Here is a 24,889-nt window from a genome sequence, read left to right as displayed (position 1 = left end):
GAGTCTGGGCCGTGTCTCAGTCCCAGTGTGGCCGTTCACCCTCTCAGGCCGGCTACCGATCGTCGCCTTGGTGAGCTATTACCTCACCAACGAGCTAATCGGACGCGGACCCATCCAAGAGCGGATTGCTCCTTTGGTTGTCCGGGGATGTCCCCAGACAACGTTATGCGGTATTAGCAGCCCTTTCGGGCTGTTATCCCCCACTCTCAGGCAGGTTATCCACGCGTTACTCACCCGTCCGCCACTAAGAGCTTCCATCGAAACTTCCGCTCTCCGTTCGACTTGCATGTGTTAGGCATGCCGCCAGCGTTCGTCCTGAGCCAGGATCAAACTCTCCACAAAAAATGTAGATAAGCTTGAGTCAAGCTCTCATTAATGAAATCATTGTCCGTCCCGCTTGCGCGGGCCGAATTGACTTTGGTTTCGCACGCTTTTGCTTACAACTGTTTGATTTTCAAGGACCGTAGTTGATATTGCCACGCAGTGAAGTTTTTTCAAACCGTTCCGCGCCGACAAAAAGTATCTTATCACACTCACAACCGCACCGTCAACTGGTATTTATTTCAGCAATCGGTATTTTTTATTTTGGCTGGAGCAGACAACGAAGAGAATCATAACATAAACTTCAAAGCTGGTCAACCTCAGAAGATCATTTTTTTTCGGTTCCAACGTCAATCGTCGGTGATAGGGCCGAACTACCACGAAGGTATACGTTAGGAACGGAACCGGAAATGATACTAGTTGAAATTGGTACCCGTGTGTTTATCGGTACTTCTGTCGACATTAAGGGAACAACAATGCGGATGGCGCTCTCAATATCTAATGCAACCATGTACTTTGTTTGGTTTATCCCTGCCTCTTCAAAAGATTCCACTGGTTTTGCTTTTACACTACCGACTGGGGTTATATGTATCCGCACTTTGGGTCCCACATTAGCCAATAAACTGCTTCCTAACATCTGTCCTAGGGGAACGGCAATTTCCAATTGGTCAAGATTGCTCAATGACTGTTGGACCTCCAGGACCGTTTCGGAAGTCAACTGATTGATTCGTAAGGTATTGGGCTGAAGGAGAACAATCCGTCCCTCTTGATCGGTTTTATAATAGACGAGATCTCGAAAGTTGGCATCGTTCGAGACCCGGTTCAGGATAGCATTGTTGATCGCTTGAGTAGCCATTTCTCTACTTTTTGCTTCAGCGATCGCCATTATGGTGTTTTTCATGTTTACTTCGGCAAGAGCAAACAACAGCAAGCAAACAATAAGGACGATAATCGGTATGACCCAATAGAACAATCCATCTTGCTTCCACCGTTGCCACCGTAGTTGCCATCGTACTAAAACCACTGTCATCACCTCCTGCCTAGTCAATGTATGCGTCACCCTCTGGCTAGGTGAAGACTTTAAGAAAAAAGCGTCTGATAAAAGTTGAAAAGCCACTCCGAAAAGGAGCAGCCCTGTAAACACTTTTGCCTCAACGGCGCGCACACTATAAATTTACATTAAACCGAAACATTTGCATCTAGATGATTAAATACGTTTTTCCGTAATCGCTACGTCTGTATTACTGCCATGGGTGGCTGGAGTCGTTCCCGTACCGGCAGTCTTCGGATCTTTGTTTTTTGAGCTCTTTTTATCCTTAGACAAAAAAATCTCCTCCTTTGACTTCTACGGATATACTGAATTCATACCTTTTTACCGTTCATTTGAATAGAAAGCTTTCACTTAAACAGCTCTTTTGGGAATATTCGCCTGAGGGGTTGGTTCTTTTCTCGTTGGTTCCATTCTAGCGTCAGCTCTTTTTAGCGTCTTTGTAGGCATTCTTCAGACAAAGGGATCCCCTCACTATAGTATTCCATCAAAGATTATCTCACTCGGGAAGCTTATCGTTTCTTTCCAAGCCTGCTCCTGTAGACGTATTTTTATAAGTGACACCGTCTTCCTGTTTTAACCGGTCTGTTCCCGGAAGGATAGGATTGACGTAACTATGCAGTATTCCAGCTTGATTGCCGTGATCAGTCTTTCCTTTATCAGCCAAGCGCTTTACACTCCCTTTTACATTTTGTCCTTAGGATACCTGTAAGTGAAGGCAACCATACGACCGACTAATAAAAAAACTGGACCCATACCCCACAGGGATATTAGCGTCCAGTTTTATAGCCAGTTAAATTCTGAAACAGGAGTGCCTTAAAAACTTTTTACGGCATGAGTATTCCTTGGATCTACCTTATTAGGACGGAGATACCACCAAGCGGATAAAATGACGTTTTCCTAAACGAATCAAGGTACCCTCTTCCGGGGGCACCGTTGAGTGAATATCTTTAATCACTTGATTGTTCACTTTAACGGCGCCTTCAACGATCTTCCGCCGAGCTTCACCGTTAGACTTGACTAGACCAGCCGAAACGAGGACCTTGATCAAGGACACTTGTCCATTTTCCAGGATATCGCCGGTTATCATAAACTCGGGAATTTCATCGGGAAGTTCTTTCTTCTGAAATATGTTGATGAACTCTTCTTCAGCCTGACGAGCTGCCTCTTCCCCATGATAGAGAGAGACGATCTCTCGGCCAAGACGCATTTTTACATCCCGGGGGTGAAGAGAGCCCTCCTTGAGTCCATTGGCGATAGCCGCGATCTCTTCCGATGGAATGCGCGTCACCAATTCAAAGTATCTGACCATCAATTCATCGGCGATAGACATGGTCTTACCGAACATCTCCCGCGGTGATTCATTGATGCCGATATAGTTACCCAAACTTTTGCTCATCTTGTGGACACCGTCGAGGCCTTCCAAGATGGGCATCATTAGTGCCACTTGCGGTTCTTGGCCGTACTCCTTTTGCAGCACCCGGCCTACGAGAAGGTTAAATTTCTGATCGGTACCACCTAGCTCCACGTCGGCTTTCAATGCCACAGAGTCGTACCCTTGCATGAGCGGATAAAAGAGTTCATGCATGCCAATCGGACGATTCTCTTGCATTCGCTTGGTGAAGTCTTCCCGTTCCAGCATGCGAGCCACCGTGTACTTGGCTGCCAGTTGGAGGATGTCGGCAAAATTTAACGGCTGTAACCAAGAAGCGTTAAAGGTGACCTCTGTTTTTTCGGGATCGAGCACCTTGAATATCTGGGTTTTATATGTTTCCGCGTTGCGGTTGACTTCTTCTTCGGTCAGTTGCTTCCGCGTCTCGGACTTCCCAGAAGGATCACCGACACGACCGGTAAAGTCGCCGATGACGATAACCACCTGATGGCCGAGATCCTGGAAATGACGCAGTTTTTGCAGTACGACCGTATGTCCTAGATGAATATCGGGCGCCGTAGGATCGAGCCCTAATTTGACTCGCAACGGGCGCTTTTCCATAATAGAACGTTCCAGTTTTTTCACCAAATCTTCTTCCGGGACGATTTCCGCAGTACCCCGGCGCAGAAGAGCCATCTGACGGTCTATTTCATCTTGAATTTCTTTTGGCAAAACCGGCTTGTCGGACACCGTACTCCCCCTCCTGCACGCCTGACGCGTGCGCTACCACGGAGCTTCCCCCGCATAAATACTTTGCCCATTTTATCATGTTTTTCCACCTCTTTCAACAAAAGCAGCCTTGCCATTTATCTACCACCGTTTCCTATGCTATAATAAACTTTGATTTGTTGCCGAAAAGGAGGATTCCTAGTGGTCGATACGCCTCGGGAACCGAGAAAGACTCCCACTCTACCAAAAACTTCGACGAAAACCGCAAAAACAAAAGTTAACTGGCCTCGAATGGCTCTCTTTATCACCGCCATTTTGCTTGTCTCTATTTTAGGCATCGGCTCCGGACTCGCATTCTCATGGGCTCGGGAAGCCCCGTCCATCAATATGAGCGATCTGGACATACATACCACCACTCAACTCTTTGACGACAAAGACGTACTATTTGCGAACCTTCACGCCGGTGAGAATCGAACGCTCGTCGAAAAGATCGATACTGTACCAAAGAACTTACGCAACGCCTTCTTGGCTATTGAAGACAACAAGTTTTATGAGCACCATGGTCTCGACTTCACGGGTCTCGTCCGGGCAGTCTTTGCCAATATCACTGACGGTTTTGGCTCGCAAGGGGCCTCTACTATCACCCAGCAGTTGGTCAAACTCTCCTTTCTGACCCCGGAAAAAACTCTAAAACGGAAAGTACAAGAGCTAATCCTTTCATTGCAATTGGAGCGAAACTTCACCAAAGACGAAATTTTTCTCATGTACTTAAACCGGATTTATTTCGGTGAAGGTGCTTACGGGGTGAAAGCGGCTGCCCAAACCTTTTACGGCAAGGATTTAGAAAAACTGGATCTCAGTGAAGCAGCCCTACTCGCCGGTTTGCCTAATGCACCCTCCAAGTGGTCGCCCTACCGTGATGCTGAGGTGGCAGAGCAACGGCGTCAAACAGTCCTCAATCAAATGGTTAAATTCGGTTATATCACCGGCGACGAAGCGGAAAAAGCCAAAAAGAATCCGCCCAAACTGCTGGAAAAGGCGAAACGGACCAGCGCTACCGGTGACAACAATTTCCCTTATTTTGTAGACGCTGTGATTCAAGAGTGCATTGATAAGTACGGCATCACGGAGAACCAGCTCTATAAGGGCGGTCTCAAGATTTATACCACCGTCGACCCGGCAGCGCAGAAAGCGGCGGAAGCTGCTTTGTCAGACCCAGGTAACTTTCCGAAAGGAAAAGATGACACTCCCATTCAAGCAGCCATCGCTGTACTCGATCACAGCAACGGTGAAGCCCGGGCGATCGTGGGAGGCCGGGAATATACGGTCAAACGAGGTCTCAACCGAGCCACTGATTTGAAACGGCAACCAGGATCCGTCTTTAAGCCGATCGCCGTCTACGGACCGGCCCTAGAAAAAGGAATGACTCCAGCCACTGTTTTAGATGATGTACCGGTACAGTACGGCTCCTATCAACCGGGCAACTATGACGGCACCTACCGCGGCCTGATCACCATGCGTGAAGCGGCCCAGTTCTCTGTTAACATCTACGCCGTGAAAATGTTAAACGAAATCGGCGTCCAAACGGGATTTGATTTCGCCCGGAAATTGGGTATTAAGACCCTTGATGAAAAACAGGATTTGACGCTTCCTCTGGCTCTCGGCGGTCTACATCAGGGGACAAACCCTTTTGATCTAGCTAGTGCCTATGGGGCCTTCGCCAACCACGGCGTCTGGAACGAGCCTCATGTGATTCGAAAAGTAGTTGACCGAGACGGAAATACCATCGTGGAAGTAAAGCCGAAACAAAGCTCGGTCATGAAAGAAACGACGGCCTATCTGATGACGAACATCCTAGAAACGGTTGTCCAGGCCGGTACGGGTACAAGAGCGCAGATGGACCGACCTGTGGCCGGTAAAACCGGCACGACGGAACTGCCGAGTTCCGTTCCTGAATTCCGCGGCATCACCGGAAACAAAGATGCTTGGTTCGCCGGCTACACACCGGAATTGGTCGGTGTCGTCTGGATGGGCTATGACAATACCGATAAGAATCATTACATGTACAAAACATACGGCGGATCCTACCCGGCACAAATCTGGCGGGCCGTCATGACCAAGGCCCTCGCCGGAACGAAAGCCAAGTCCTTCGTTCGCCCGCCTGGCATCGTAGAAGCAAATGTAGACATCAAGTCAGGCCTCTTGCCGAGTGCTTTGACGCCTGCCGAGTATATCCGCACTGAGCTCTTCGCCGAAGGAACTGTCCCCGGCAATACGAGCAACGTTTGGCAGGAAGTAGAGGTCAACGCTGAAACCGGTCAGCCACATAAGCCAGGCGATTCTGCGAAGACCGTCAAAAAAGTATTCCTAAAACGGCCGACCCCCTATGAAGGCGCCACTCCTGCTGACGCAGACTTAGAGACACCTCATGAAACCACCGTCGAAAAGCCAACACAGCAAGTCCCGGCAACAGATGACTATGATCAGGAGAGTTCACCGAGCTTGCCAAACGGGTCCAATAAAACCACCAAACCAGAAAACACCGGTAAAACGAGTCAGACACCATCAGGTTCCAAACCTCAGACATCAACGCCCTTAGTTATCCCTCCGGGTACGTCTAACAGCCCCGCTACTGATAATGGTCCCAAAGGATAATGGAAAGAGCCCGAACGCATTCGTTCGGGCTCTTTTTGTTAAACCTTTCTCGCAAACAATACGACGAAATTATAGTACTTATAGACACAGTCTACGTCAGAAAAACCAGCTTGCCTTAACCAGTCTGTTTGATCGTCTAACGTGGACATTTTATCTAACTTTTGACGTTCGTAGGCCGCTTTGATTTCTTCCATAGACAAACCGCTGTGCTCTACTTTGTACTTCCAATCTTCCATATACATCGTTTCTAAAAAAGACGTTTTCCCAAGCACCTGGTCGGCATTGACAAAGATTCCCCCCTGTTTCAAAAGAGAATAAATCCGTTGATAGAGAAGACGCTTTTCATCGTCGGTCAAATGATGAATCGACAAGGAAGAGATGACCATGTCGTACTTTTCCGTGAAACTATGTTTCGTATAGTCTGCTACTACATAGGTCATATTCGGATGATCGCCGAACCTTTTCCTGGCCACATCGAGCATTTTTTCGGAGATATCGATCAGCGTAAACTTTCCCTGAGGGTATTTTTCCGCGAAGAGCGATGTAAACAACCCTGTTCCTGCTCCAATATCTAATATTCTGGGCGACTCTGTTTCAGTCTGGCAAAGGGAAAGAGCGATCGAATAAAAATCATCGAAACAAGGGATCAACTGTCTTCTTTGACTGTCATACTTAGCAGCATGGGCATTAAATTTTAATTGAACGTTTTTCTTGGATGAATCCATTTTTATCCTCCTAACATATGCGATAGACAGCGTTAAGACCTGTCCTTATGGGATTTTCTATAGAACGATTATAAATGGAACATACCCCCGTTGATAGTCCCCGCTGAAACCTGATACAGGACCATACCTTATCAATTTGATCCTTACCATTTTATATAAAAATGTTGTATAATAATCATTATTAGTATCGAAGAAATATTGGTAATCACAGGATAAGAAGGTGTTTTTTATGGGAGTTATTAAAAATCCATTGACAGTTATTACAAACATGAAACATCCCATTATCGTCTGTGATGAAAATATGTATATCCAATTCGTAAATCCGGCTGCGGAACGATTACTCGGTAAAAACGCTTCCACGCTAGAAGGAACTCATTTTACAGAAGCTTGCCGAACCGGCCCAGCTCCCGACGAGTTCACTCCGCTATATGATGAAGATTCCACGCTCGCCGGTTACATCATCGAATTGAAAAATACAAGATATTCTAGCCCGACTTCACGATTCCAATTGCTTTTAAAGGCAATACCCGACCCGATCATTACGTTAGATTTAGAGGGACGAATCACAGGGTTTTATGGTCGTTGGGACTATGATACACAGATTCTTCAAAACGGCAAAGAACTGCAACTAAAACTGATTTTAGGGAAAACCCACCGGGACATTTTAGGCGAAGATGACGCCGCTAACCACGAAAAGGCCATCGCCCAAGCTTTGCTTGGAGAAACCGCCTTCTGTGAGTGGAAAATGAAGACACCCGAAGGATTCCGCTATTACCTCACCAGCTATTCCCCCGTTATGGATCACGACGGCAATATCAGCGAGCTAATCGGGATTGGACGTGACATTACCAAACAGGAAGAGCGGAAGCTGCAGTTAGAGGCAGAAGAGCAGCGTTTCCACAGCGTCATCAACTCCCTCGATGAATACATCTGGGAAGTGGACCTCCAAGGCAACTTTATTTATGTATCAGACCGTGCGGAACATATCTTGGGACTGCCCAAAGAAGAGTTAATCGGAAGAGATTCCACTGCCGGTGTAGAACCGGCGGAGTTAGAAAAGTTTAGAACCGCCGTCCGCGAAGCCGTAAAGAACAAAGAACCTTTTAGCGACGTTGAGATTATTCGCAACAATCCCTCTGGGCGATGTTGGCTCAGTCTCAGCGGGATCCCCGTCTTTGACGAAGATAATCGAGTTGTGGCCTATCGAGGCGCGACACTAGATATCACGAAGCAAAAACAGATGGAGGCAACGCTGCGAGACAGCGAAGAAAACTACCGCTCCATCATCACCTCCATGGCTGAAGGGGTCATCGTCACCGACAGAGAAGGCGTGATCATTAAAGCAAACCCCACCGCTGAACATATATTGGGCTTTTCATTCGATGAGATTCAAGGTTGTTCCTGCTTTGATCCCTCATGGGAAATGTATCTCGACGATAATACCCCCGTAACGAGGGAAAATCATCCTGCCATGGTAACGTTACATAGCCGTTCTGCTTGCCGAAACGTAGTCATGCGAAAAAACAGTCTCACTGGTGAACCCCTTTGGATTCAGCACAATTCGGAGCCCTTATTTCGTTTGGGATCTGATAAACCTTACGCTGTTGTATCCACCTTTTCCGATATCTCCGCGCGAAGAAACATGGAAGAGGAACTGAAAAAGGCCCAGCAAAATGCGATTGAGGCCAGTCGTGCCAAGAGTGATTTTCTCGCGATGATGAGTCACGAAATACGAACTCCCATGAATGGAATCATGGGAATGTCTACATTACTTCTCGACACCGCACTCAATCGTCAGCAAAGAGAATATGCCCAGGTCATCAATGATTCGTCGGAAGTCTTGCTAAATGTGCTCAACGATATTTTGGATTATTCCAAGGTAGAAGCGGGCAAGTTGGTCCTCGAAAGCCTCGACTTCCACTTACCGGGAGTTATCTACAATGTCACTACCTTGTTTCAACAAAAGGCCTTGGAAAAGGGCATTCGCTTAACTTCTTTTATCGCACCGGAAGTGGAGGACTGGGTAAAGGGCGATCCTACCCGGTTACAACAAGTCTTGACGAATCTCGTCAGTAATGCTGTTAAATTCACCCACTCAGGGCAAGTAAAGGTCCACCTTCGGAAGGAAACATCAGACCGTCATCAATCAAGACTTCGTTTTGAAGTCACCGATACGGGGATCGGTATTGAAAAAGCGATGATGGAGCAAATTTTTCATCCCTTTCATCAAGCGGACAGTTCGACATCCCGTAAATTTGGCGGAACCGGACTCGGTTTGGCCATCACCGGGCAACTGGTTAAACTTATGGGAGGGAATATCGGAGCGATCAGTGAACCGGGGAAGGGATCAACCTTTTGGTTTTCCATCCCCTTCCAACCTCCCAAAACACAAGTCTTCATACCAAAAGTCGAAGGCCATTCACCCCCGGAAAAAACGGACTTCCCCCTATGGAATATCCCTCTCCCTGTGCTGCTCGTAGAAGATAACCCGGTAAATCAACAATTAGCGGTCACGATTCTGACCAAGATGGGTTTGATGGTTCATCGGGCTAACAATGGCCTCGAGGCGGTAAAAGCGGCAGCGGAAACAGAATATGCGATCATCTTTATGGACTGTCAAATGCCTGAAATGGACGGATTTGAAGCGACAAAAATCATTCGCAACCAACAGGCTCAGTCCGGACGACATGTGCCGATCATCGCCATGACCGCCTTAGCCATGTCCGGTGACCGGGAACGGTGCCTCAACGCCGGAATGGACGATTATCTCAGTAAGCCTGTTCTTATGGAGCATCTGATCGCCCTGCTCGATAAATGGCTACCCTACGAAAAATCTACCCTTGTACAGCCCCCATCGAACTTTCAAACTGATGAATTCCCATCAGCCTCAGCGGGAACGGATCCGTGTTCGGTTATAGATCTGACTGTTTTAAAGAACATACTGGCCATGGGCGACGACGATCATTTTGAGTTTCTAACGTTATTGCTCCAGACCTATTTGGAAGACGCGCAACAGTTGATGCTTACGTTACAACAAGCAGTAACACTACGGGACCCGGCAGGTATTCATAAAACCTGCCACGCCTTGAAGTCTAGCAGCGCCAGCATCGGTGCAAAAGAGCTTGCGTCGCTCTGTGCACATGTTGAACAGCTCGGACGCACGGGAAATCTGGAGAATATGGAGCTATTTTTCACTCAAATGAAAGCGAAGTATACCGAAACGGTTTCCCTATTGAACCAGTTGATAGAATATCCGGACACGCTCCAGTAATAGTGATTTCGATGAGGATGTGAGGGAATCGAATGTCAAGAGCAGCTACATGGATAACGCTGTTACTGGCCGGGGTAACCGTAGCGACTGCCTTGTACATGAATTTTTTGGGAATGAACAAGGATATTCATCCCGATCCCCAGGCAACTAATTCTAAAGAACAAACTTTTTCTACTGCGCAGTCGCCTATTGTCCCACCTTCGAAATTAGATAAAGGCAGTTTCGTCAGAACCATCCGAGGAGATACTCGATCGATGACAGAGAAAACCCTGGCCCGGTGGCAAGAGTGGCGTCAGGCTGTCGAGCTTTTATCTATGCAAAACCCAGATACGTTGTTTATCGGAGGTCCCTCAGAAAAGAAAGCTCTTTGTCTGACATTCGACGATGGCCCTGATAATCGAAACACACCGAAAGTGTTAGACATTCTTCAGAAAGAGCAAGTTCGTGCCACCTTTTTCTTTTTAGGAAATAACTCTGAACAGTACAGGAAAATCGTCAAACAAACCTATGATGCTGGTCACGTAATCGGAAGTCATAGTTTTGATCACCCTTACCTAACCAAAAAAACGGAACCGCAGTTAACAGAACAAGTTCATAAAACAGAGCAAAGTATGTTTGAAATTATTGGAAAGCGCCCTACCCTATTGCGACCTCCCTATGGCGATATAAATGCTTCCGTATTGAACGTCCTAAATAAAAACGGATATAAAGCGGTACTCTGGTCGCTCGACACCTTTGATTGGAACCAAAAGACAAGTACTGAAATCGTCGATTACGTTTCAAGCAATGTCCATCCCGGCGATATTATCTTAATGCATAGTGCCGATAACGGCTCAGCTTCTGTTAAGGCGTTGCCCGCGATCATCGCTGCTCTTAAGCACGCAGGGTACAGCTTTTGTACTGTTGACGAAATGCTGGGGATTACCCCTTATCATTAACCGGCGTCTGACTTGATCGCAAGTAGTATGTTAAAACCCACCTAGGTAGGAATTACTCGACGCAAGATATCGCTATATAATTGTTCAAATCGCTTTTTTAGGAAAAACATAAAGCCAGAGACAAAGGTCTCTGGCTGTTCAAGCCCCGTCTTCCCCAAGGAAAAACCCGGGCTGGTGCAAAATCAATATTTTTTTCGTTAAACGTAAAACGCAGTAGTTCCACTCCGTTGTGTATTCGTCACAATTTTAATTATCCGCCCATTTGGAATGGTATACAGGGAAACTAATTCACCGCCATGTGTAATCGCTTGTTCATTGGATGTCCAAACTTCCGGCGAAACGGAACCCCAATCTCCGGTAAAATGACGCGTAAACAACGATTCAAATAATTCTAGGGGGAAATCAGAACAAAACAATTCGGGGTGCATCGACGTAATACCTGCGTCAAACTTCATATGATGTCGTCGCCACCTTCACAATAATCCCTCTGCAACAATTATATATTCATTGAACAAGGTATGCAATTACTTTTTACATGTATAAATTCTTACAACCCCTCTTATGTTCTGTCCCCGCACTTTAACTGCCATCTGACCGTCCACAAACTCTACTTTACAACAGTCAGTTGCGGTCCTATAAAAAAGCAGTTCAACCATAACGGGTTGAACTGCTTTTACTCGCTCAATGATGTTCTTTAGATCTCCTACACTGATTTAATGCATTCTACGGGACAGGCATCGGCACAGGCACCACAATCGATACAGGCAGCTTCGTCGATAACTCGTTTGCTATCTTCACATTCAGAAATGCAAGAAACGGGGCAGCCGCCTTCACAGGCTCCGCAAGCGATGCAGTCATCCGCGTTGATACGATATGCCATAAGAGAGCCTCCTTTCATCTTTGTGATTATTGGAACAATGTATTTCTTCGCGGCTTATATTCAAATTTCCTTCTGAATTTGACACTGCTCTTCCCACCGATAATGTTCCGTAAGAAACTGCCGTTGCTTTACCCGAAAAAGTCGTTACCTCAACTAAGGTCAGAAGGGTGGCCCGGATATATTGGTTCAACCTGCCATCAAGGTCGAACATTCAAGCTTTTGCCAACTTTATTTCCTTCCTTTCGGGGGAAGAATATATTTGCACGGATATAGCTTCGACCCTAGAGAGCTTTTATGGTCTAAAGTACCACACTACCCGTGTATACTAAAGATGTAGTCCTGATCTGGTTAGACGCTACTCTCCTCGATTGCCATTGGCTAGGGAGGTTTGACGGATATCCCAAGACAGGGCAAAATACGAGGAGGTTTACTATGTTTCAAGACAAGACACTGACCTGTAAAGAGTGCGGAAGTGAGTTCGATTTTACCGCTTCCGAACAAGAGTTCTTCGCCGAAAAAGGTTTCACAAACGAACCAGGCCGTTGCCCCCAGTGCCGTGCGGCTCGGAAGGCGAACATGAATAACCGTGGTGGTGGCGGATATCGTCAAGAACGAGAGATGTATCCGGTAACCTGTTCTTCCTGTGGTAAGGAAACGACTGTTCCCTTCCAGCCCCGTGGAGATAAGCCCGTTTACTGCCGTGATTGTTTCCAGCCCCGCAACCGTTGGTAATAACCATAAATAAGAAAAAAGCTCGCCGGTATGGGCGGGCTTTTTGCTTACGGCCGCTTTTTCTCGTCATTAGCTGAGGGGCTCTATTGATGGACTCCTAAAACTCAACCAAATCGGGTGAAATCTTCAAGAGCCAAGTAACCGCTGAATCGAATCTGGAAATAACGAAGAGAGCAGCAAGAAAACCGTTAAAACAATGAGAATCACCGTGAATAACCAGGCGATTAGGTTATAACTTTTCGAGTTTGTAAAGTTCCCCATGAGATTGCCGTTGCTAGCGATAAGAACCATAAAGATGAGGATAGGCGGCAACAGAATGCCGTTTACCACCTGAGAGATCAGCATGACATGGTATAAGGATAAGTCAGGCCAGAGTACCAATGTGGATCCAAGGAAGATCAACGCTGAGTATAACCCATAAAAAACAGGGGCTTCCTTATAGCTTTTGCTAATTCCACGTTCAAAACCGAAGGCCTCACAGACCGCGTAGGCAGAACTGAGAGGTAAGATAAACGCCGCCAATACGGACGCTCCCAACAAGCCTCCCGCAAAAAGCAATGATGCATAGTTTCCTGCCAGCGGTTGAAGGGAAATGGCGGCATCCTTTGCCGTCTCAATCGATATATGGTTTTTATAAAGGGTAGCAGCCGTAGCCACTATAATGAAAAAGGCGATCAGTCCGGTAAAGAATGATCCAATGAGCACGTCCCAACGAGTGATCGAGAATTCTTTCGCTGTAATTCCTTTATCTACTACGGAGGCCTGCACGTAAAACTGTCCCCACGGCGTGATTGTCGTACCGATAACTCCGACAGCCATCAATATAAAATCAGGCTCACCGGAAAAAGAAGGCGTAAGAGACTGGTGAAATACTTCTCCCCAGGACGGATGAACGATAAATCCAGAAATAATGTAACTAAAAAAGGTGATACAGAGAAGTAAAAATACTTTCTCTACTTTTTCGTAATCGGTTTTTAACACCAACCACCAGACGATAAACGCACCGATCGGTACGGAAATGTACTTACTGATTCCCAGGATCTCAAAACTGGTGGCAATACCCGAGAACTCGGAAGCAGTTGTGCCCAAATTGGCCACCAGAAGGACAGCCATCGCAAAAAAAGTCCATTTGACTCCATACTGTTCACGAATCAAATCAGATAAACCTCGCCCAGTCACCGCTCCTGTTCTAGCCGAGATCTCCTGCGCAATGGCCAAACAAACCGTACTCACGAGCATGATAAACATCATTTTATATCCGTACTTAGCCCCTGCGGACGCATATGTGGCGATGCCCCCTGCATCATTATCGGCAAAAGCTGTAATAATCCCCGGGCCCATCACTGACAAAATAAGCAGGACACGACTCTTTAATCCTTTTATCGCTTCCATCTTTACACCCTCCTTTCCGAGTGGCGCCGTACCTTAAACAAGGAGAACAAGCTTGATCGTTCTCGTTCAGACATCAGTTCTTCCAGCACATCATCCACGGTAATAATTCCCAACATTCTCTGTCGCTCATCGACGACCGGGAGAGCGAGAAGTCCGTACTTGTTGATCCTTTCAGCGACGGTAGCAGGGTGTTCGTAATCGTGGACAGAGACAACATGTGCGTTCATAAAGTCCCCTAAACAGGTCGACGGATCTGCTAAGAGCAGTTCACGCAGAGAAAGTACACCTTTCAAAATACTATGTTCGTCCGTCACAAAGAGATAGTAGATTGTTTCTGCCGTCCTGGCAAACTCCCTCAGGCGAAGGATCGCTTCATCAGCCGTAATCGAAACCGGTAATTCCACAAACTCCGTCGTCATGAGAGAACCTGCAGTGTCCTCCCGATACTCCATCAGTTCCTTTACATCTTGAGCCTCGTCAGCTTCCATAAGTCCTAAGAGACCTCTGGACTTTTCCTCAGGCAATTCAGCCAGGATATCAGCGGCATCGTCGGGCGGCATCTCTTCCAAGATATCCGATGCCCGGTGAGCATCCATTTGGTTGATTAATTCTACTTGTGTATCTAATTCCATCTCTCGCAACGCTTCCACAGCTTGGTCAGAACTAAGGCGTCCCATCAAATCGGCCCGCTTATGATAATCGAGTTCCTCCAAGATATCGGCTATATCAGCCGGGTGAAGCTGACTGAGCTGCTTTTTTTCTCGATTTAAGTAGAGGCTAGAATTTCGATCCTCAAGTGGGTTGATATATTGCCAACCTAGAAACCGATTTTCTATCTTTCGGACGAGAAATTCCAAGCCCATACGGCGCATAAGTCCGCGAAATCCAATGTCTACAGCCACCAGTAATATTAACTTTTCCGAGCCACGAGATACCCAGGAAAGAGTAATATCATTGACTCGTACCAGCCGTGAGCCTTTTAGATCGATGATCTGTTTATCCAATAACCATTTACTGATATAGATCTCATGATCTTGAAGGAGGACTGTTATGGAAGGGGAAAATTCGCAATTTAAGTACATCCCCTTTGCGTCCCACTTCTCTATGCGTTCGGAGGGGATGAGGAGTTTACTCTCTTTGTTAAATTTAATTCCAGTTACTTGGGGCGAATGTCCGTTCCATAGAGTTACTAAATCCCTGACATAGCCTACTGTCTTTCCATGTATGTCAAAAATGGGCTTCCCCAATATTTGACTAAGATAAAAATCGCCCATCACGGTGATTGAAGTCATCACTTAGCCTCCTTCATCTCGGATAGGGTCCGCTTTCTCTCGACGAACGCAAGGACCTCTATCAACGCTTACAGTATTTTTACCGTATATACCGCGTAAAACAACGTAACTGCCGACGCAAACTATGACTGGTTGATTGTCAATTGAGAAACGTATTAACCTACTCGAGGGACCCGTATCCATTCCCCCACCCCCTTCTGTTGAGTCGGTGATTATGTTTTAAAAAGATAAGACCTTCCAATAGAATATTAGAAGGTCTTGCAATCGGGCAAAGCCGGATAAGAGCCTTCTTTCACTCGTTGAGCTTTAGCACTGCATAACGTAGAGCTTCGATAGCTCAGCCACATTAAGTAGAACCTTAAGCCGGTAATACCTGTTGACCCATTGGCGTCTCTCGACGTTTCCGGGCAGTGGCCTTTGTTTATGCAGGAGCCTCACCTAACAAAGAAGAACATTTCATTTACTTTTTTATATAGTTTATTTTTACTTCATAAATCAAAGTTTGTCAACGAAAATAACTTTGGAATTATCAACAACACACATCAACACAGAGCTATCTTCCTAAGTAGCCCATAGGATTCTGAAAGTTTCCGCCTGTCATGACTTCGAAATGCAAATGAGGTCCCGTCGTATTTCCTGTGACACCGGAACGGGCGATGACTTCCCCCTGGTTCACTTTCTGCCCCGAACCGACAAGGATTTCCGAAAGGTGATTATAAGTCGTTTGAACGCCGCCGCCATGATCAACGATGATGCGCTTTCCATAGCTGCCGGCCCACCCGGCAGAGCGAACAACCCCATCGGCACTAGCAGCTATATCGGTTCCAACAGGACAACCGATGTCTACGCCCGTATGCAGTTTACCGTCTCGCATACCGAAGGGGGAGGTAATCAAGTGGCTAGAAGTGGGCCAGGAAAACTTTCCTACGCCGCCGCGGGCTGCAACCATGTACCGATCCCCTTTGGCGACGATGCGAGTTACAGGAGCTTTCAGGACTGTTTCTCCCTGTAATTCCTGATTTACGGTCTCGCCGTTATGTTTAACCACTAAGTATCTAGCTTCTTTTTTTCCGTTTTCCCCTTCTTGCTTGACTACGGGCTTAGACCAGCCTAAGCTCTGGTCTTTCACTTCTTGCGTATCAAATTTGATGTCCTCATCTTGTACGAGAACATAGGTCGTTTCAATGTCGATATCATAGGTCGGTTTAACCAACCTCAATGCTTGTCCGATTTGTAAACGTTCTGGAACAAGACCGGGATTAGAAGCCAATAGTACAGACATGGGTGTTTTGGTTTTTTCCGCAATAATAGAAATACAGTCTCCCGGCTGGACTTGATATGTAATCACTTCTTGTTCCGGATGGGTAAGTTTTTTTACCGCATCCTCTATGCTAAGCGGGGTTGTTCCGGCAGGCAGGTCAACTTCTTCATAGGCAATCGTATCTTTGATTTGGTAAGATTGCAGGGTCATTCCCTGTTCGGCTTTTTCTTTCGTAAAAAAGTCGACCACTTGTTGGATGACATCCTTGGCTTGGGATTCGTTGGGAAGCAAGGCGACCTGTTTGCCCTTAACCACAATCGCGGTAACTTTTTGCCCAATATTTGGCGATTGATTTACCGACGTCATAGGTCCGCTTATCATTCCAAAGGGACCATTTCCTGCGATAGAATTCAGACATAGCGCACCTAAACCAAAAACGACGACCGTAGCCGATATGGTTAAACGTTTATATTGAACGCTATTTAAAGATTTGATGCGTTCGATTTTCAGATATTCCATAAATTTGTCTGTAAAACCCACTCATTCTCAACCCCTAAAATTAATACTTGTGGTACATAATAGTCAACATAGTAATTATATGTCACCGCGATATATAAGCCAAGAAAGGCACGGGAATTCGAAAAAGTCTAAATCTTTCAAAGAGTATCTAAGGAGTAAAAAAACAGACCCTGCAAATACAAGGTCTGTGTACGTTACGGTCGAGAAACCAATATTTATATAATTGTTAGTACATACGTTTAACGGCAGTGATGTGCTTGCCCCAGTATGCATTGGAAGCTACGCTCAAGTAACCTACTTTACCGAGACCGCCGCCTTCTTGGATAACTTGGTCGTTCCCCACATAAATACCTACGTGTTTACCGTTATCAAAAATGACGAGATCGCCAGGGCGCATCTGACTTTTCGGGACTTTCCAACCGACAGAAGTGTTTTGGGTTCTTGAAGCGGTGCTCATCTTATAACCCAAAGCATGATGATAGACATAGGCGGTGAAGTTAGAGCAGTCAAATCCTCTTTGTCCCCGGTCTTCGTTATGACCCCAGATATAAGGTGTACCTAGTTTGCTCTTAGCAACTTTCAAAACAGCATTCAGCTTCTGTTGGTCGCTGGCGCTAAGGGAGGCTAAGGGTTTGATCGTCTTGTCCATCTTTACGCCAGGAGGAAGCTGAGAGTTTACAGATGCAGTCGATACGGTTTGAGTACTCGTAGCAGCAAGAGCCGGACCTGCCAAGGCAGAAACGGTGGCACTGATGGCGAGTACAGAAGCGATGAAAGTACGTTTGAACATGAAATGTTTCCTCCTTTACGCCTACGAGGTTAGCTGACGGGTTCGGTGGGGAGTACACCGGCCGTAAAAACGACTTCACCCCAGAAGTTGGTTCCCCCGCGCTCTTTTCGAGCTTCGGCTTAATCTGTAGTGCTCAAAGAGCTTAACATCTTGTGAAAAGAATCTCAATGATAAGAATTAGGAATAACTTCTATATCCTGAGTGAATTAGATGAACTTAGCTTTCTTGAACCCAATTTCCACAATAAAAACCCCCGATCTTCCACTGTGAAAATCGGGGGTTAGAAACTGATTTATTTTTTTCTTCGCAATCGGGCGATGGACCGGATCCGTCGATAAATACTTTTATCAGGTAGCTTTCGAAATAAAAAGTGAGCAGGACCGGTATTTTCCTCAATAACCCATACCTTGCCTCTCTTATCGACACCTAAATCGAGACCGATCTGCCAATAGGACTTGTATTTATCAAAGCGCCGGCAGACCTTATAGCCAAGACGAATCATATCACGCATGATCTGTGCCACCGTTTCTGCGTCAAAAAGTTCGGATCGTTGAAGCGCCGTTTCAATATCCAGAATTTGACCTTTCGAACGAAGGTAGTTCGTAACAATGCTGTTTTCTCCGGCCACCTTCGCTAAGGCACCGATGTAACGCCATGCACCCTTTTGTCGCATCATCATCAAGCGGATATCGAAAGGTCGTCCGTCAACATGGGCCAAGTCAATCGCTTTTTGAACGATATATCCGTTACCGGTAAAGCAGTACCTTTTCAAACTGTTGTATAGATCAGTAAAAGACGCTCGCCTATGTGTTTCTCCCTTAACACGAACATAGGAATAGCCCTTCTCCGTTTGCCAGACCTTAATGATCCCTTGTCCCCCGTATCCTGCACTTGGTTTCAGATAGACCATTCCGTAGGAGTCGAGGAATCTTTTCAAGCTCGTCATACTGAATTTTCGGGTCGGCGGTAAGTACGGGCGTATGGACGGATCGGCTGCAAAAAAGCGCCATAAGCTCCATTTACCGAGTTCAGGGCGGCTCACTTTTTGGGACTTCAAAAACGTTCACTCCCAATCATTTCCTCGTTCTTTAGCTTATGAATTAAAATCATTGGTTGTTCCATCACGTAACCGTTGTTATCACCCATGAATACAGTAAGGAGAGATTATTTCCCCTATGTGTATTAAGGAGTGGGTGGAGCAGTGCTTCGTTGGATGTGTAAAGGGAAGATTCACCGAGCCACCGTAACTGATGCCGATATCGATTACGAAGGAAGCGTCACGATCGACGCAAACCTGATGAAGCAGGCGAATATTTACGAACATGAGATGGTGCAGATCACGAATTTGCGAAATGCTGTGCTCTGGAAGACGTATGCGATTCCAGCACCGGCAGGTTCAGGGAAAATATGTTTAAACGGACCGCCGGCTCTCTTGTTTCAGCCCGGAGATAAGGTCATCATCCTCAGTATGGGCTCATTCTCACCGGAGGAACTGGTCGAAGGTACCCACTCCGTAGTCCATGTTGATGACCAGAATCGGTTGATTCAGGTGAAGACAAAAAAATTAATTGGCCATGGCTAAAACAACCGCCCGTCTGCGGTGTTCCCGGACTTATGTCTCGGGTACCCACTAGACGGGCGGTTCATTTTGCAATCAGAGCTGTAGCACTTTCCCGGGATTTAAGATTAAATTGGGATCTAGACATTGTTTGATCGCTTTCATCATTTTTAATTCCACGGGATGACAAAACTGCTCCAATAACTTTACTCGTTTATAACCAATACCATGTTCCCCGGACAACTTTCCTCCCAGGGAATAGACCTTTTTGTATATCTCATCGTGCAGTGCCGGCAGGATTCGCCGCCAATTATCATCGTTGATACTGTCTTTCAGTATATGGGCATGCACATTGCCATCGCCGGCATGTCCGGCACAATGGATGGTCACTCCATATTCTTCTCCTCTATCGAAGATAAATTTGATGATATCCCCCACAGCAGAAAGAGGCACAACCAAATCTTCCCCCGAATAGACAGGGCTCCGGGCTCTGCTGGCTTCAGCGAATACTCTCCGGGCCCTCCATATTCGCCTTGGATCAGCTGCTAAAATCTCGATCACACCGCTATCCCTACAGACCTCATCGATGAGAGCCATCTGTCCCTCCAAAAAACCTTCGTCGTCCCCTTCGAGTGTGACGATCAGATAATAAGCATCTTTCCTATAGGGTAACTTTTCCCCAATATACTCTTCACAACATTGTACAGCCCGATTATCCATGAACTCCAGCGCCGCAGGGATGATCCCTTTTTGCAAGATTAGCGGAACCGTTTGCATGGCCGAAGACCGGTCTCGAAAAATAGCCAACAGATCCACCCTATGGCTGGGCAGCGGTTGTAGCTTGAGGATGACCTTCGTAATAATACCTAGTGTACCTTCCGAGCCGATGATCAAGTTCAACAAGCTATATCCGGTAGAATCTTTCATACATTTACCGCCCAGGAACACAATATCCCCTTCTGCAGTAACGACTTCCAAACCGTATACCTGCCTGCGGGTAGAACCGTATTTCAAAACCTTGTTCCCACCGGCGTTGGTGGCCACATTGCCTCCTATCGTCGAGCTATGACCGCTACAAGGATCTCCCGCATACAGAAAACCCGCCTGATTTGCTGCTTCTTGAACTCGTTCCGTGATTACGCCTGCTTCTACGGTCATGAACATATTTTCGGAATCGATTTCAATGATTTTGTCAAGACGTTCTAAAGAGATGACTATGCCACCGAACTTAGGAACGATGCCACCAGAGAGACCCGTACCGGCACCCCTTGGAACGATCGGTAGCTTATGATGATTCGCCAATTTTACGATCTCAGCCACCCGTTGGGTATTTTCCGGCAACAGGACCACTTCAGGATAATGGGCTAATTCCGGGTCTGCCGTTTCATCATGAGTATAAGGACCCATCCGCTCCTGATCGACGATCACATACTTAGCTCCCACGATGAAAATGAGCTGTTCAAGGATCTCCGGTGTGATTCGGTTATATTGGGTCAATGAACTTCCCCCCAACGAAATGAAAAAATACGTTTTCACGATCTTATAGAGGAGCTATTTAGCAATAGAAGAATTAATTTCCTGAGCTTATCTTATTTCAGAAAAACATCTTCTGTGAAACATCCTCCATTATCTAACTCGTCCTTCATTTCTGATTTCAAAGCCGAAGATCGAGTTCCGTAGGAAGGAGTCACCTCTAACCACCCCCACCCATAAAATGGCATCGTAGGTAACTACAATCCACTTGAAAGGAGGAACCCTAAATGGCTGCTGTAGGTGGAGGATATTTCGGTTTCCCAACGGTAGTTGGGCTTGTGATCGCCCTTATCGTAATTGGTGCATTTTATCCGGCCATCATTGGTTTCGGTGCAGTCGGTGATCCCTGATCATAAACTCATTTTGAGAGGAGGAAAAAACCATGGGTGCATGCGGGTGCGGAACGACCGGTGGATATATCGGCAATAGCATTGTGGCCTTAGCGATTTTGATCATCATCATTGCTATCCTGGGCACTGGTTTTGGCATGGGCTTTGGCGTCGGTTATTAAGCGGTACTGAAATCCACATAGAAGGAGGAACAAAAAATGGGTGCAGCTGTTGGCGGCGGTTATGTCGGATTCCCGACCGTAGTCGGCCTGGTGATCGCTCTCATCGTTATCGGCGCTTTCTATCCTGCGATTATCGGTGTTGGTTACGTCGGTGACCCCTGCTAATAGGAAGGGAGGAAGGAAATATGGGTGCATGCGGCGGTTGGACCGGTGGATATATTGGCAATAGTATTGTCGCTCTAGCGATTTTGATCATCATCATTGCCATCTTGGGCACCGGATTCGGATTTGGATACGGTTCTTTCTAATATAGATAATCTTGCTCAGAGGCGTGCGGTAGTTAAACTGCCCACGCTTTTTTCTATTTACAAAATGGGTTCCGCGAGGGATTTGTCCGTCATGAAAGCTTGTCAATGCGTAAATGTCATTGCAGGATTATCACCTTTATCTAAATAAAGTATAATAAGTGTAAAAAGCGACAAGTGTCACGATGAAGGAAGTGGATTTCCTTGGATTTATTGCAAAAAACAGACTTAGAGGAAATCAAAAAAAGTTATCATCAGTTTTTTGAAAATAATCTAGCTATAACATTACTGATCGATCCGCAAAACGGGCGCATTGTCGACGCCAATCGTGCCGCTTGTGATTTCTACGGTTACAGCACAGATGAACTTTGCCACAAGTTCATCTATGATATTAATACATTGCATAACAATGAGATTAATCAAGGAATGTTACGGGCAATAAACAGAAAGTTAAACATCTTTCATTTTAAACACCGCCTATCCTCAGGGGAGATTCGAGATGTCGATGTATACTCTTCCCCCGTTTTCATTCAAGACCAAGCCTTTTTGTATTCGATTGTCTTTGACGTCACCGACTGGAAACGAACAGAAGCGGCGTTGCGGGATAATGAAGAAAGTTTTCGGACCATCGTATCGGTCATGGCCGAAGGGATAGTTGTGCAAAACCGAAAAGGAACCATTATCCGAGCGAATCCGGCGGCGGAACAAATTCTTGGACTTACCGAAGAAAAGATGAAAGGCCGTACGTCAATGGATCCCTCTTGGAGAGCCATTCATGAGAATGGTTCTCCTTTTCACGGAGAAGACCATCCTTCCATGGTTACATTGCGCACCGGCCTCCCCTGCCGCAACGTGACCATGGGACTGTATAAGCCAGAGGGGGATCTCACTTGGATTCGAATCAACTCGGAGCCATTGTTCCGACCCGATGCAGATAAACCCTATGCAGCGGTAACCACTTTTTCGGATATAACGGAACAACGGAATGTGCAAAACAAATTGAAGACCACGGAGCGACAATTAAAGGGCATCTTTAACAGCCTCGATCTGGTCTTCTGGTCGATGGATCCCCACTCGAATAAAATTCTCCAAATCTCGCCAGCATGCGAAAAGATTTATGGATATCCGCCTGAAGCGTTTATTGAGAATCCCCGCCTCTGGTTTGACTGTATACACCCCGACGATATTCATAACGGCGAAAAGGCGAACAACAATGTTCTAGGTGGTTCGCCCGTATATACAGAAAATCGGATCATCAGAAGGGACGGAGAAGTCCGCTGGATTCGGGTCCACATCATCCCGCTTTTCGACGACGATGGCAGAGTCACTCTCCTGAACGGGTTGATTATGGATATTACAGACAAAAAACAAACGGAAGAAGAACTGCGGTTGGCCAAGGAAAAAGCGGAAGAAGCCAGCCGTGCGAAAAGTGATTTTCTCGCGATGATGAGTCATGAGATTCGCACACCGATGAATGGAATCTTGGGCATGAACGATCTCATGTTGGATACTGCGCTGACTCGAGAGCAAAATGAATACGCTGAAGCCATTCAAGAATCGGCTGAAGTTCTTTTGAATGTAATCAATGACATTTTAGATTACTCAAAAGTAGAAGCCGGGAAAATGGAATTGGAAAAGATCGATTTTGACTTACATACGACGATCCGAAGCGTTATCAAGGTTTTTACGAATAAAGCAAAGGATAAGGGATTAGTTTTGTCCCTTTCTATATCGCCGGAAGCAGACAAATTATTACAGGGGGATCCGACTCGCCTGCGACAGGTTTTATTTAACTTGGTCGGTAATGCGATTAAGTTTACGAAGTCGGGTAAAGTTTCGCTCACTGTTACCGTGAAATCGAAAGACAAGGACCGGATAAATATTTATTTTGAAGTTACCGATACGGGCATTGGCATTGAAAAAGAACTCTTAGGTTATCTTTTTTCACCTTTCTCTCAGGCGGATAACTCAACATCACGAAAGTTCGGAGGCACTGGTCTCGGTTTAGCGATTTCAAAAAAGCTCGTTGAACTCATGGGAGGAGAAATAGGGGTAACGAGTGAGATCGGAAAGGGTTCTACATTCTGGTTTACCGTTTCTTTTCTCACTTCCCAATCTTCCCCGGCTGAAAATACCTTTTCGACAGACGGAATCTCCTCACACAAAAACAGCCGCTCTCTTTGGCAAACCGGGCGGCCCCTTTTACTTGTGGAAGATCATGAGACAAACCAAAAACTGGCGGTAGCTCTACTAAACAAACTCGGGTTACAGGTAGACGTAGCGAAAAACGGAATGGAAGCGATTCACGCCGTCACGGAGAAGTCATACGCTCTCATACTTATGGACTGCCAAATGCCAGAGTTGGACGGTTTTGAAACCACACAGATCATTCGTGATTGGGAATTCGCACAACACCAACATATCCCCATTATCGCTATGACAGCCATGGCCATGCAGGGCGATCGGGAGAAATGCATCCGTGCCGGAATGGACGATTATATCAGCAAACCGATCATGATCGAACAACTGGTTAGCGTCTTAGATCGTTGGCTGCCAAAACAAAAGAAGAAGGAAAAACAGGCCTTTGCCGAAAAGCCATCCTCCTCTTCTTTAGACGTGGCTTTTTTCGATCAAGATTCCTCAATCATAGACATGAGCGTGCTGAGGGAAATTGCTGATTTAACAGACGACCAAAGCCATACCCTGCTGCCTTCTTTAGTCGAGACGTACGAAGTTGAATCAAAGAAACTGATGAAAAGCTTGAGTGATGCCGTTAGGCGCTCCGATCCTGAGGCTATTGAAAAAGCGGCTCATGCATTAAAATCGGGTAGTGCGAGTCTAGGTGCTCTACACTTTGCTAAGCTCTGCGGACAACTGGAGTCCTATGGACGTAACAAAAGGGTGGACAACCTTGAACCTCTATTTCTCCATATGGAAAAAATGTATAGGGAGGTCATCACGATTTTGCGTCAATTCAATGACATTCATAGACGCAATTACTGATGACAAGCAAAAAGAGTCCAACCTCACAGAGGTCGGACTCTTTTTGCTCATGGT

At 46.2% G+C, this 24,889-nt stretch carries 22 protein-coding genes, 1 rRNA gene and 2 riboswitches; of the genes, 10 read left to right on the top strand and 13 right to left on the bottom strand.

Annotated features, from left to right (window positions below):
* From H1S01_RS04655 to tyrS, 4 genes are all read right to left on the bottom strand, one after another.
* Nucleotides 1–342 (bottom strand): 16S ribosomal RNA (locus H1S01_RS04655); the annotation flags it as partial.
* 307 nt (nt 343–649) lie between these two features.
* Nucleotides 650–1,345 (bottom strand): sporulation protein YunB, encoded by a 696-nt coding sequence (gene yunB / locus H1S01_RS04650; protein WP_188038925.1) that lies wholly within the window; start codon nt 1,343–1,345, stop codon nt 650–652.
* A 523-nt stretch (nt 1,346–1,868) separates the two neighbouring features.
* On the bottom strand, nt 1,869–2,036 hold the full coding sequence (locus H1S01_RS04645; protein ID WP_188038924.1) for a hypothetical protein: 168 nt from the start codon (nt 2,034–2,036) through the stop codon (nt 1,869–1,871).
* Nucleotides 2,037–2,228: 192 nt separating this feature from the next.
* Complete coding sequence (gene tyrS / locus H1S01_RS04640; protein ID WP_341479030.1) at nt 2,229–3,491, bottom strand: tyrosine--tRNA ligase; 1,263 nt, start codon at nt 3,489–3,491, stop codon at nt 2,229–2,231.
* 180 nt (nt 3,492–3,671) lie between these two features.
* Here tyrS and H1S01_RS04635 point away from each other — a divergent pair, with 180 nt between their 5' ends.
* Nucleotides 3,672–6,125 carry a PBP1A family penicillin-binding protein gene (locus tag H1S01_RS04635; protein ID WP_188038923.1) on the top strand — a complete coding sequence of 818 codons (2,454 nt, stop codon included), beginning with the start codon at nt 3,672–3,674 and terminating at the stop codon, nt 6,123–6,125.
* A gap of 38 nt (nt 6,126–6,163) precedes the next feature.
* Here H1S01_RS04635 and H1S01_RS04630 read toward each other — a convergent pair whose 3' ends face one another.
* A complete protein-coding gene (locus H1S01_RS04630) occupies nt 6,164–6,850 on the bottom strand; it encodes a class I SAM-dependent methyltransferase (protein ID WP_188038922.1) in 687 nt (228 codons plus the stop codon).
* A 229-nt stretch (nt 6,851–7,079) separates the two neighbouring features.
* On the opposite strand from H1S01_RS04630, the gene H1S01_RS04625 reads away from it, so the two are divergent.
* A complete protein-coding gene (locus tag H1S01_RS04625) occupies nt 7,080–10,121 on the top strand; it encodes a PAS domain S-box protein (RefSeq protein ID WP_188038921.1) in 3,042 nt (1,013 codons plus the stop codon).
* A gap of 254 nt (nt 10,122–10,375) precedes the next feature.
* Nucleotides 10,376–11,059, top strand: coding sequence for a polysaccharide deacetylase family protein (locus H1S01_RS04620; RefSeq protein ID WP_188038920.1), 684 nt, complete (start codon nt 10,376–10,378; stop codon nt 11,057–11,059).
* A 197-nt stretch (nt 11,060–11,256) separates the two neighbouring features.
* Here the strand turns inward: H1S01_RS04620 and H1S01_RS04615 are convergent, their stop codons facing one another.
* Both H1S01_RS04615 and H1S01_RS04610 read right to left on the bottom strand, forming a co-directional pair.
* Nucleotides 11,257–11,514: a hypothetical protein gene (locus H1S01_RS04615; RefSeq protein ID WP_188038919.1), complete on the bottom strand. Its 258-nt coding sequence runs from the start codon at nt 11,512–11,514 to the stop codon at nt 11,257–11,259.
* Nucleotides 11,515–11,762: 248 nt separating this feature from the next.
* Complete coding sequence (locus H1S01_RS04610) at nt 11,763–11,939, bottom strand: indolepyruvate ferredoxin oxidoreductase subunit alpha (RefSeq protein WP_188038918.1); 177 nt, start codon at nt 11,937–11,939, stop codon at nt 11,763–11,765.
* Between the two features lie 432 nt (nt 11,940–12,371).
* Between H1S01_RS04610 and H1S01_RS04605 the strand changes: the two genes are divergently transcribed.
* Complete coding sequence (locus H1S01_RS04605) at nt 12,372–12,671, top strand: zinc-ribbon domain containing protein (RefSeq protein ID WP_155477737.1); 300 nt, start codon at nt 12,372–12,374, stop codon at nt 12,669–12,671.
* Nucleotides 12,672–12,797: 126 nt separating this feature from the next.
* Here the strand turns inward: H1S01_RS04605 and H1S01_RS04600 are convergent, their stop codons facing one another.
* The 5 genes from H1S01_RS04600 to H1S01_RS04580 all read right to left on the bottom strand — a co-directional run bounded on the left by H1S01_RS04600 (nt 12,798) and on the right by H1S01_RS04580 (nt 18,982).
* Nucleotides 12,798–14,063: an Nramp family divalent metal transporter gene (locus H1S01_RS04600; protein ID WP_188038917.1), complete on the bottom strand. Its 1,266-nt coding sequence runs from the start codon at nt 14,061–14,063 to the stop codon at nt 12,798–12,800.
* 2 nt (nt 14,064–14,065) lie between these two features.
* A complete protein-coding gene (locus tag H1S01_RS04595) occupies nt 14,066–15,355 on the bottom strand; it encodes a magnesium transporter MgtE N-terminal domain-containing protein (RefSeq protein WP_188038916.1) in 1,290 nt (429 codons plus the stop codon).
* 283 nt (nt 15,356–15,638) lie between these two features.
* Nucleotides 15,639–15,808: riboswitch (M-box (ykoK) riboswitch) on the bottom strand.
* Between the two features lie 100 nt (nt 15,809–15,908).
* On the bottom strand, nt 15,909–17,156 hold the full coding sequence (locus H1S01_RS21340) for a peptidoglycan DD-metalloendopeptidase family protein (protein ID WP_188038915.1): 1,248 nt from the start codon (nt 17,154–17,156) through the stop codon (nt 15,909–15,911).
* Nucleotides 17,157–17,361: 205 nt separating this feature from the next.
* A complete protein-coding gene (locus H1S01_RS04585) occupies nt 17,362–17,925 on the bottom strand; it encodes a C40 family peptidase (RefSeq protein ID WP_155477739.1) in 564 nt (187 codons plus the stop codon).
* Nucleotides 17,926–17,928: 3 nt separating this feature from the next.
* A riboswitch (cyclic di-AMP (ydaO/yuaA leader) is annotated at nt 17,929–18,055 on the bottom strand.
* A 162-nt stretch (nt 18,056–18,217) separates the two neighbouring features.
* Nucleotides 18,218–18,982, bottom strand: a complete 765-nt coding sequence (locus H1S01_RS04580) for a YheC/YheD family protein (RefSeq protein WP_188038914.1) — start codon at nt 18,980–18,982, stop codon at nt 18,218–18,220.
* A gap of 144 nt (nt 18,983–19,126) precedes the next feature.
* Here H1S01_RS04580 and panD point away from each other — a divergent pair, with 144 nt between their 5' ends.
* The gene (gene panD / locus H1S01_RS04575; protein ID WP_188038913.1) at nt 19,127–19,507 is read left to right on the top strand and encodes an aspartate 1-decarboxylase; all 381 of its coding nucleotides are present in this window, start codon (nt 19,127–19,129) and stop codon (nt 19,505–19,507) included.
* 72 nt (nt 19,508–19,579) lie between these two features.
* Here panD and H1S01_RS04570 read toward each other — a convergent pair whose 3' ends face one another.
* A complete protein-coding gene (locus H1S01_RS04570) occupies nt 19,580–20,980 on the bottom strand; it encodes an FAD-binding oxidoreductase (RefSeq protein WP_243236950.1) in 1,401 nt (466 codons plus the stop codon).
* Nucleotides 20,981–21,243: 263 nt separating this feature from the next.
* On the opposite strand from H1S01_RS04570, the gene H1S01_RS21870 reads away from it, so the two are divergent.
* The 5 genes from H1S01_RS21870 to H1S01_RS04565 all read left to right on the top strand — a co-directional run bounded on the left by H1S01_RS21870 (nt 21,244) and on the right by H1S01_RS04565 (nt 24,835).
* A complete protein-coding gene (locus tag H1S01_RS21870) occupies nt 21,244–21,366 on the top strand; it encodes a hypothetical protein (RefSeq protein ID WP_268892098.1) in 123 nt (40 codons plus the stop codon).
* A gap of 32 nt (nt 21,367–21,398) precedes the next feature.
* Nucleotides 21,399–21,527 carry a hypothetical protein gene (locus H1S01_RS21865; RefSeq protein ID WP_279286944.1) on the top strand — a complete coding sequence of 43 codons (129 nt, stop codon included), beginning with the start codon at nt 21,399–21,401 and terminating at the stop codon, nt 21,525–21,527.
* Nucleotides 21,528–21,563: 36 nt separating this feature from the next.
* Nucleotides 21,564–21,692, top strand: a complete 129-nt coding sequence (locus tag H1S01_RS21860; protein WP_279286943.1) for a hypothetical protein — start codon at nt 21,564–21,566, stop codon at nt 21,690–21,692.
* 20 nt (nt 21,693–21,712) lie between these two features.
* Nucleotides 21,713–21,835 carry a hypothetical protein gene (locus H1S01_RS21855; protein ID WP_279286942.1) on the top strand — a complete coding sequence of 41 codons (123 nt, stop codon included), beginning with the start codon at nt 21,713–21,715 and terminating at the stop codon, nt 21,833–21,835.
* Between the two features lie 201 nt (nt 21,836–22,036).
* Nucleotides 22,037–24,835, top strand: coding sequence for a PAS domain S-box protein (locus tag H1S01_RS04565; protein ID WP_188038912.1), 2,799 nt, complete (start codon nt 22,037–22,039; stop codon nt 24,833–24,835).
* Nucleotides 24,836–24,889: the final 54 nt, after the last annotated feature.

The organism is Heliobacterium chlorum, from assembly GCF_014502795.1.
In the GTDB taxonomy this organism is placed as follows: Bacteria; Bacillota; Desulfitobacteriia; order Heliobacteriales; family Heliobacteriaceae; genus Heliobacterium; species Heliobacterium chlorum.
This window is presented reverse-complemented; position numbering and strand designations above follow the sequence as displayed.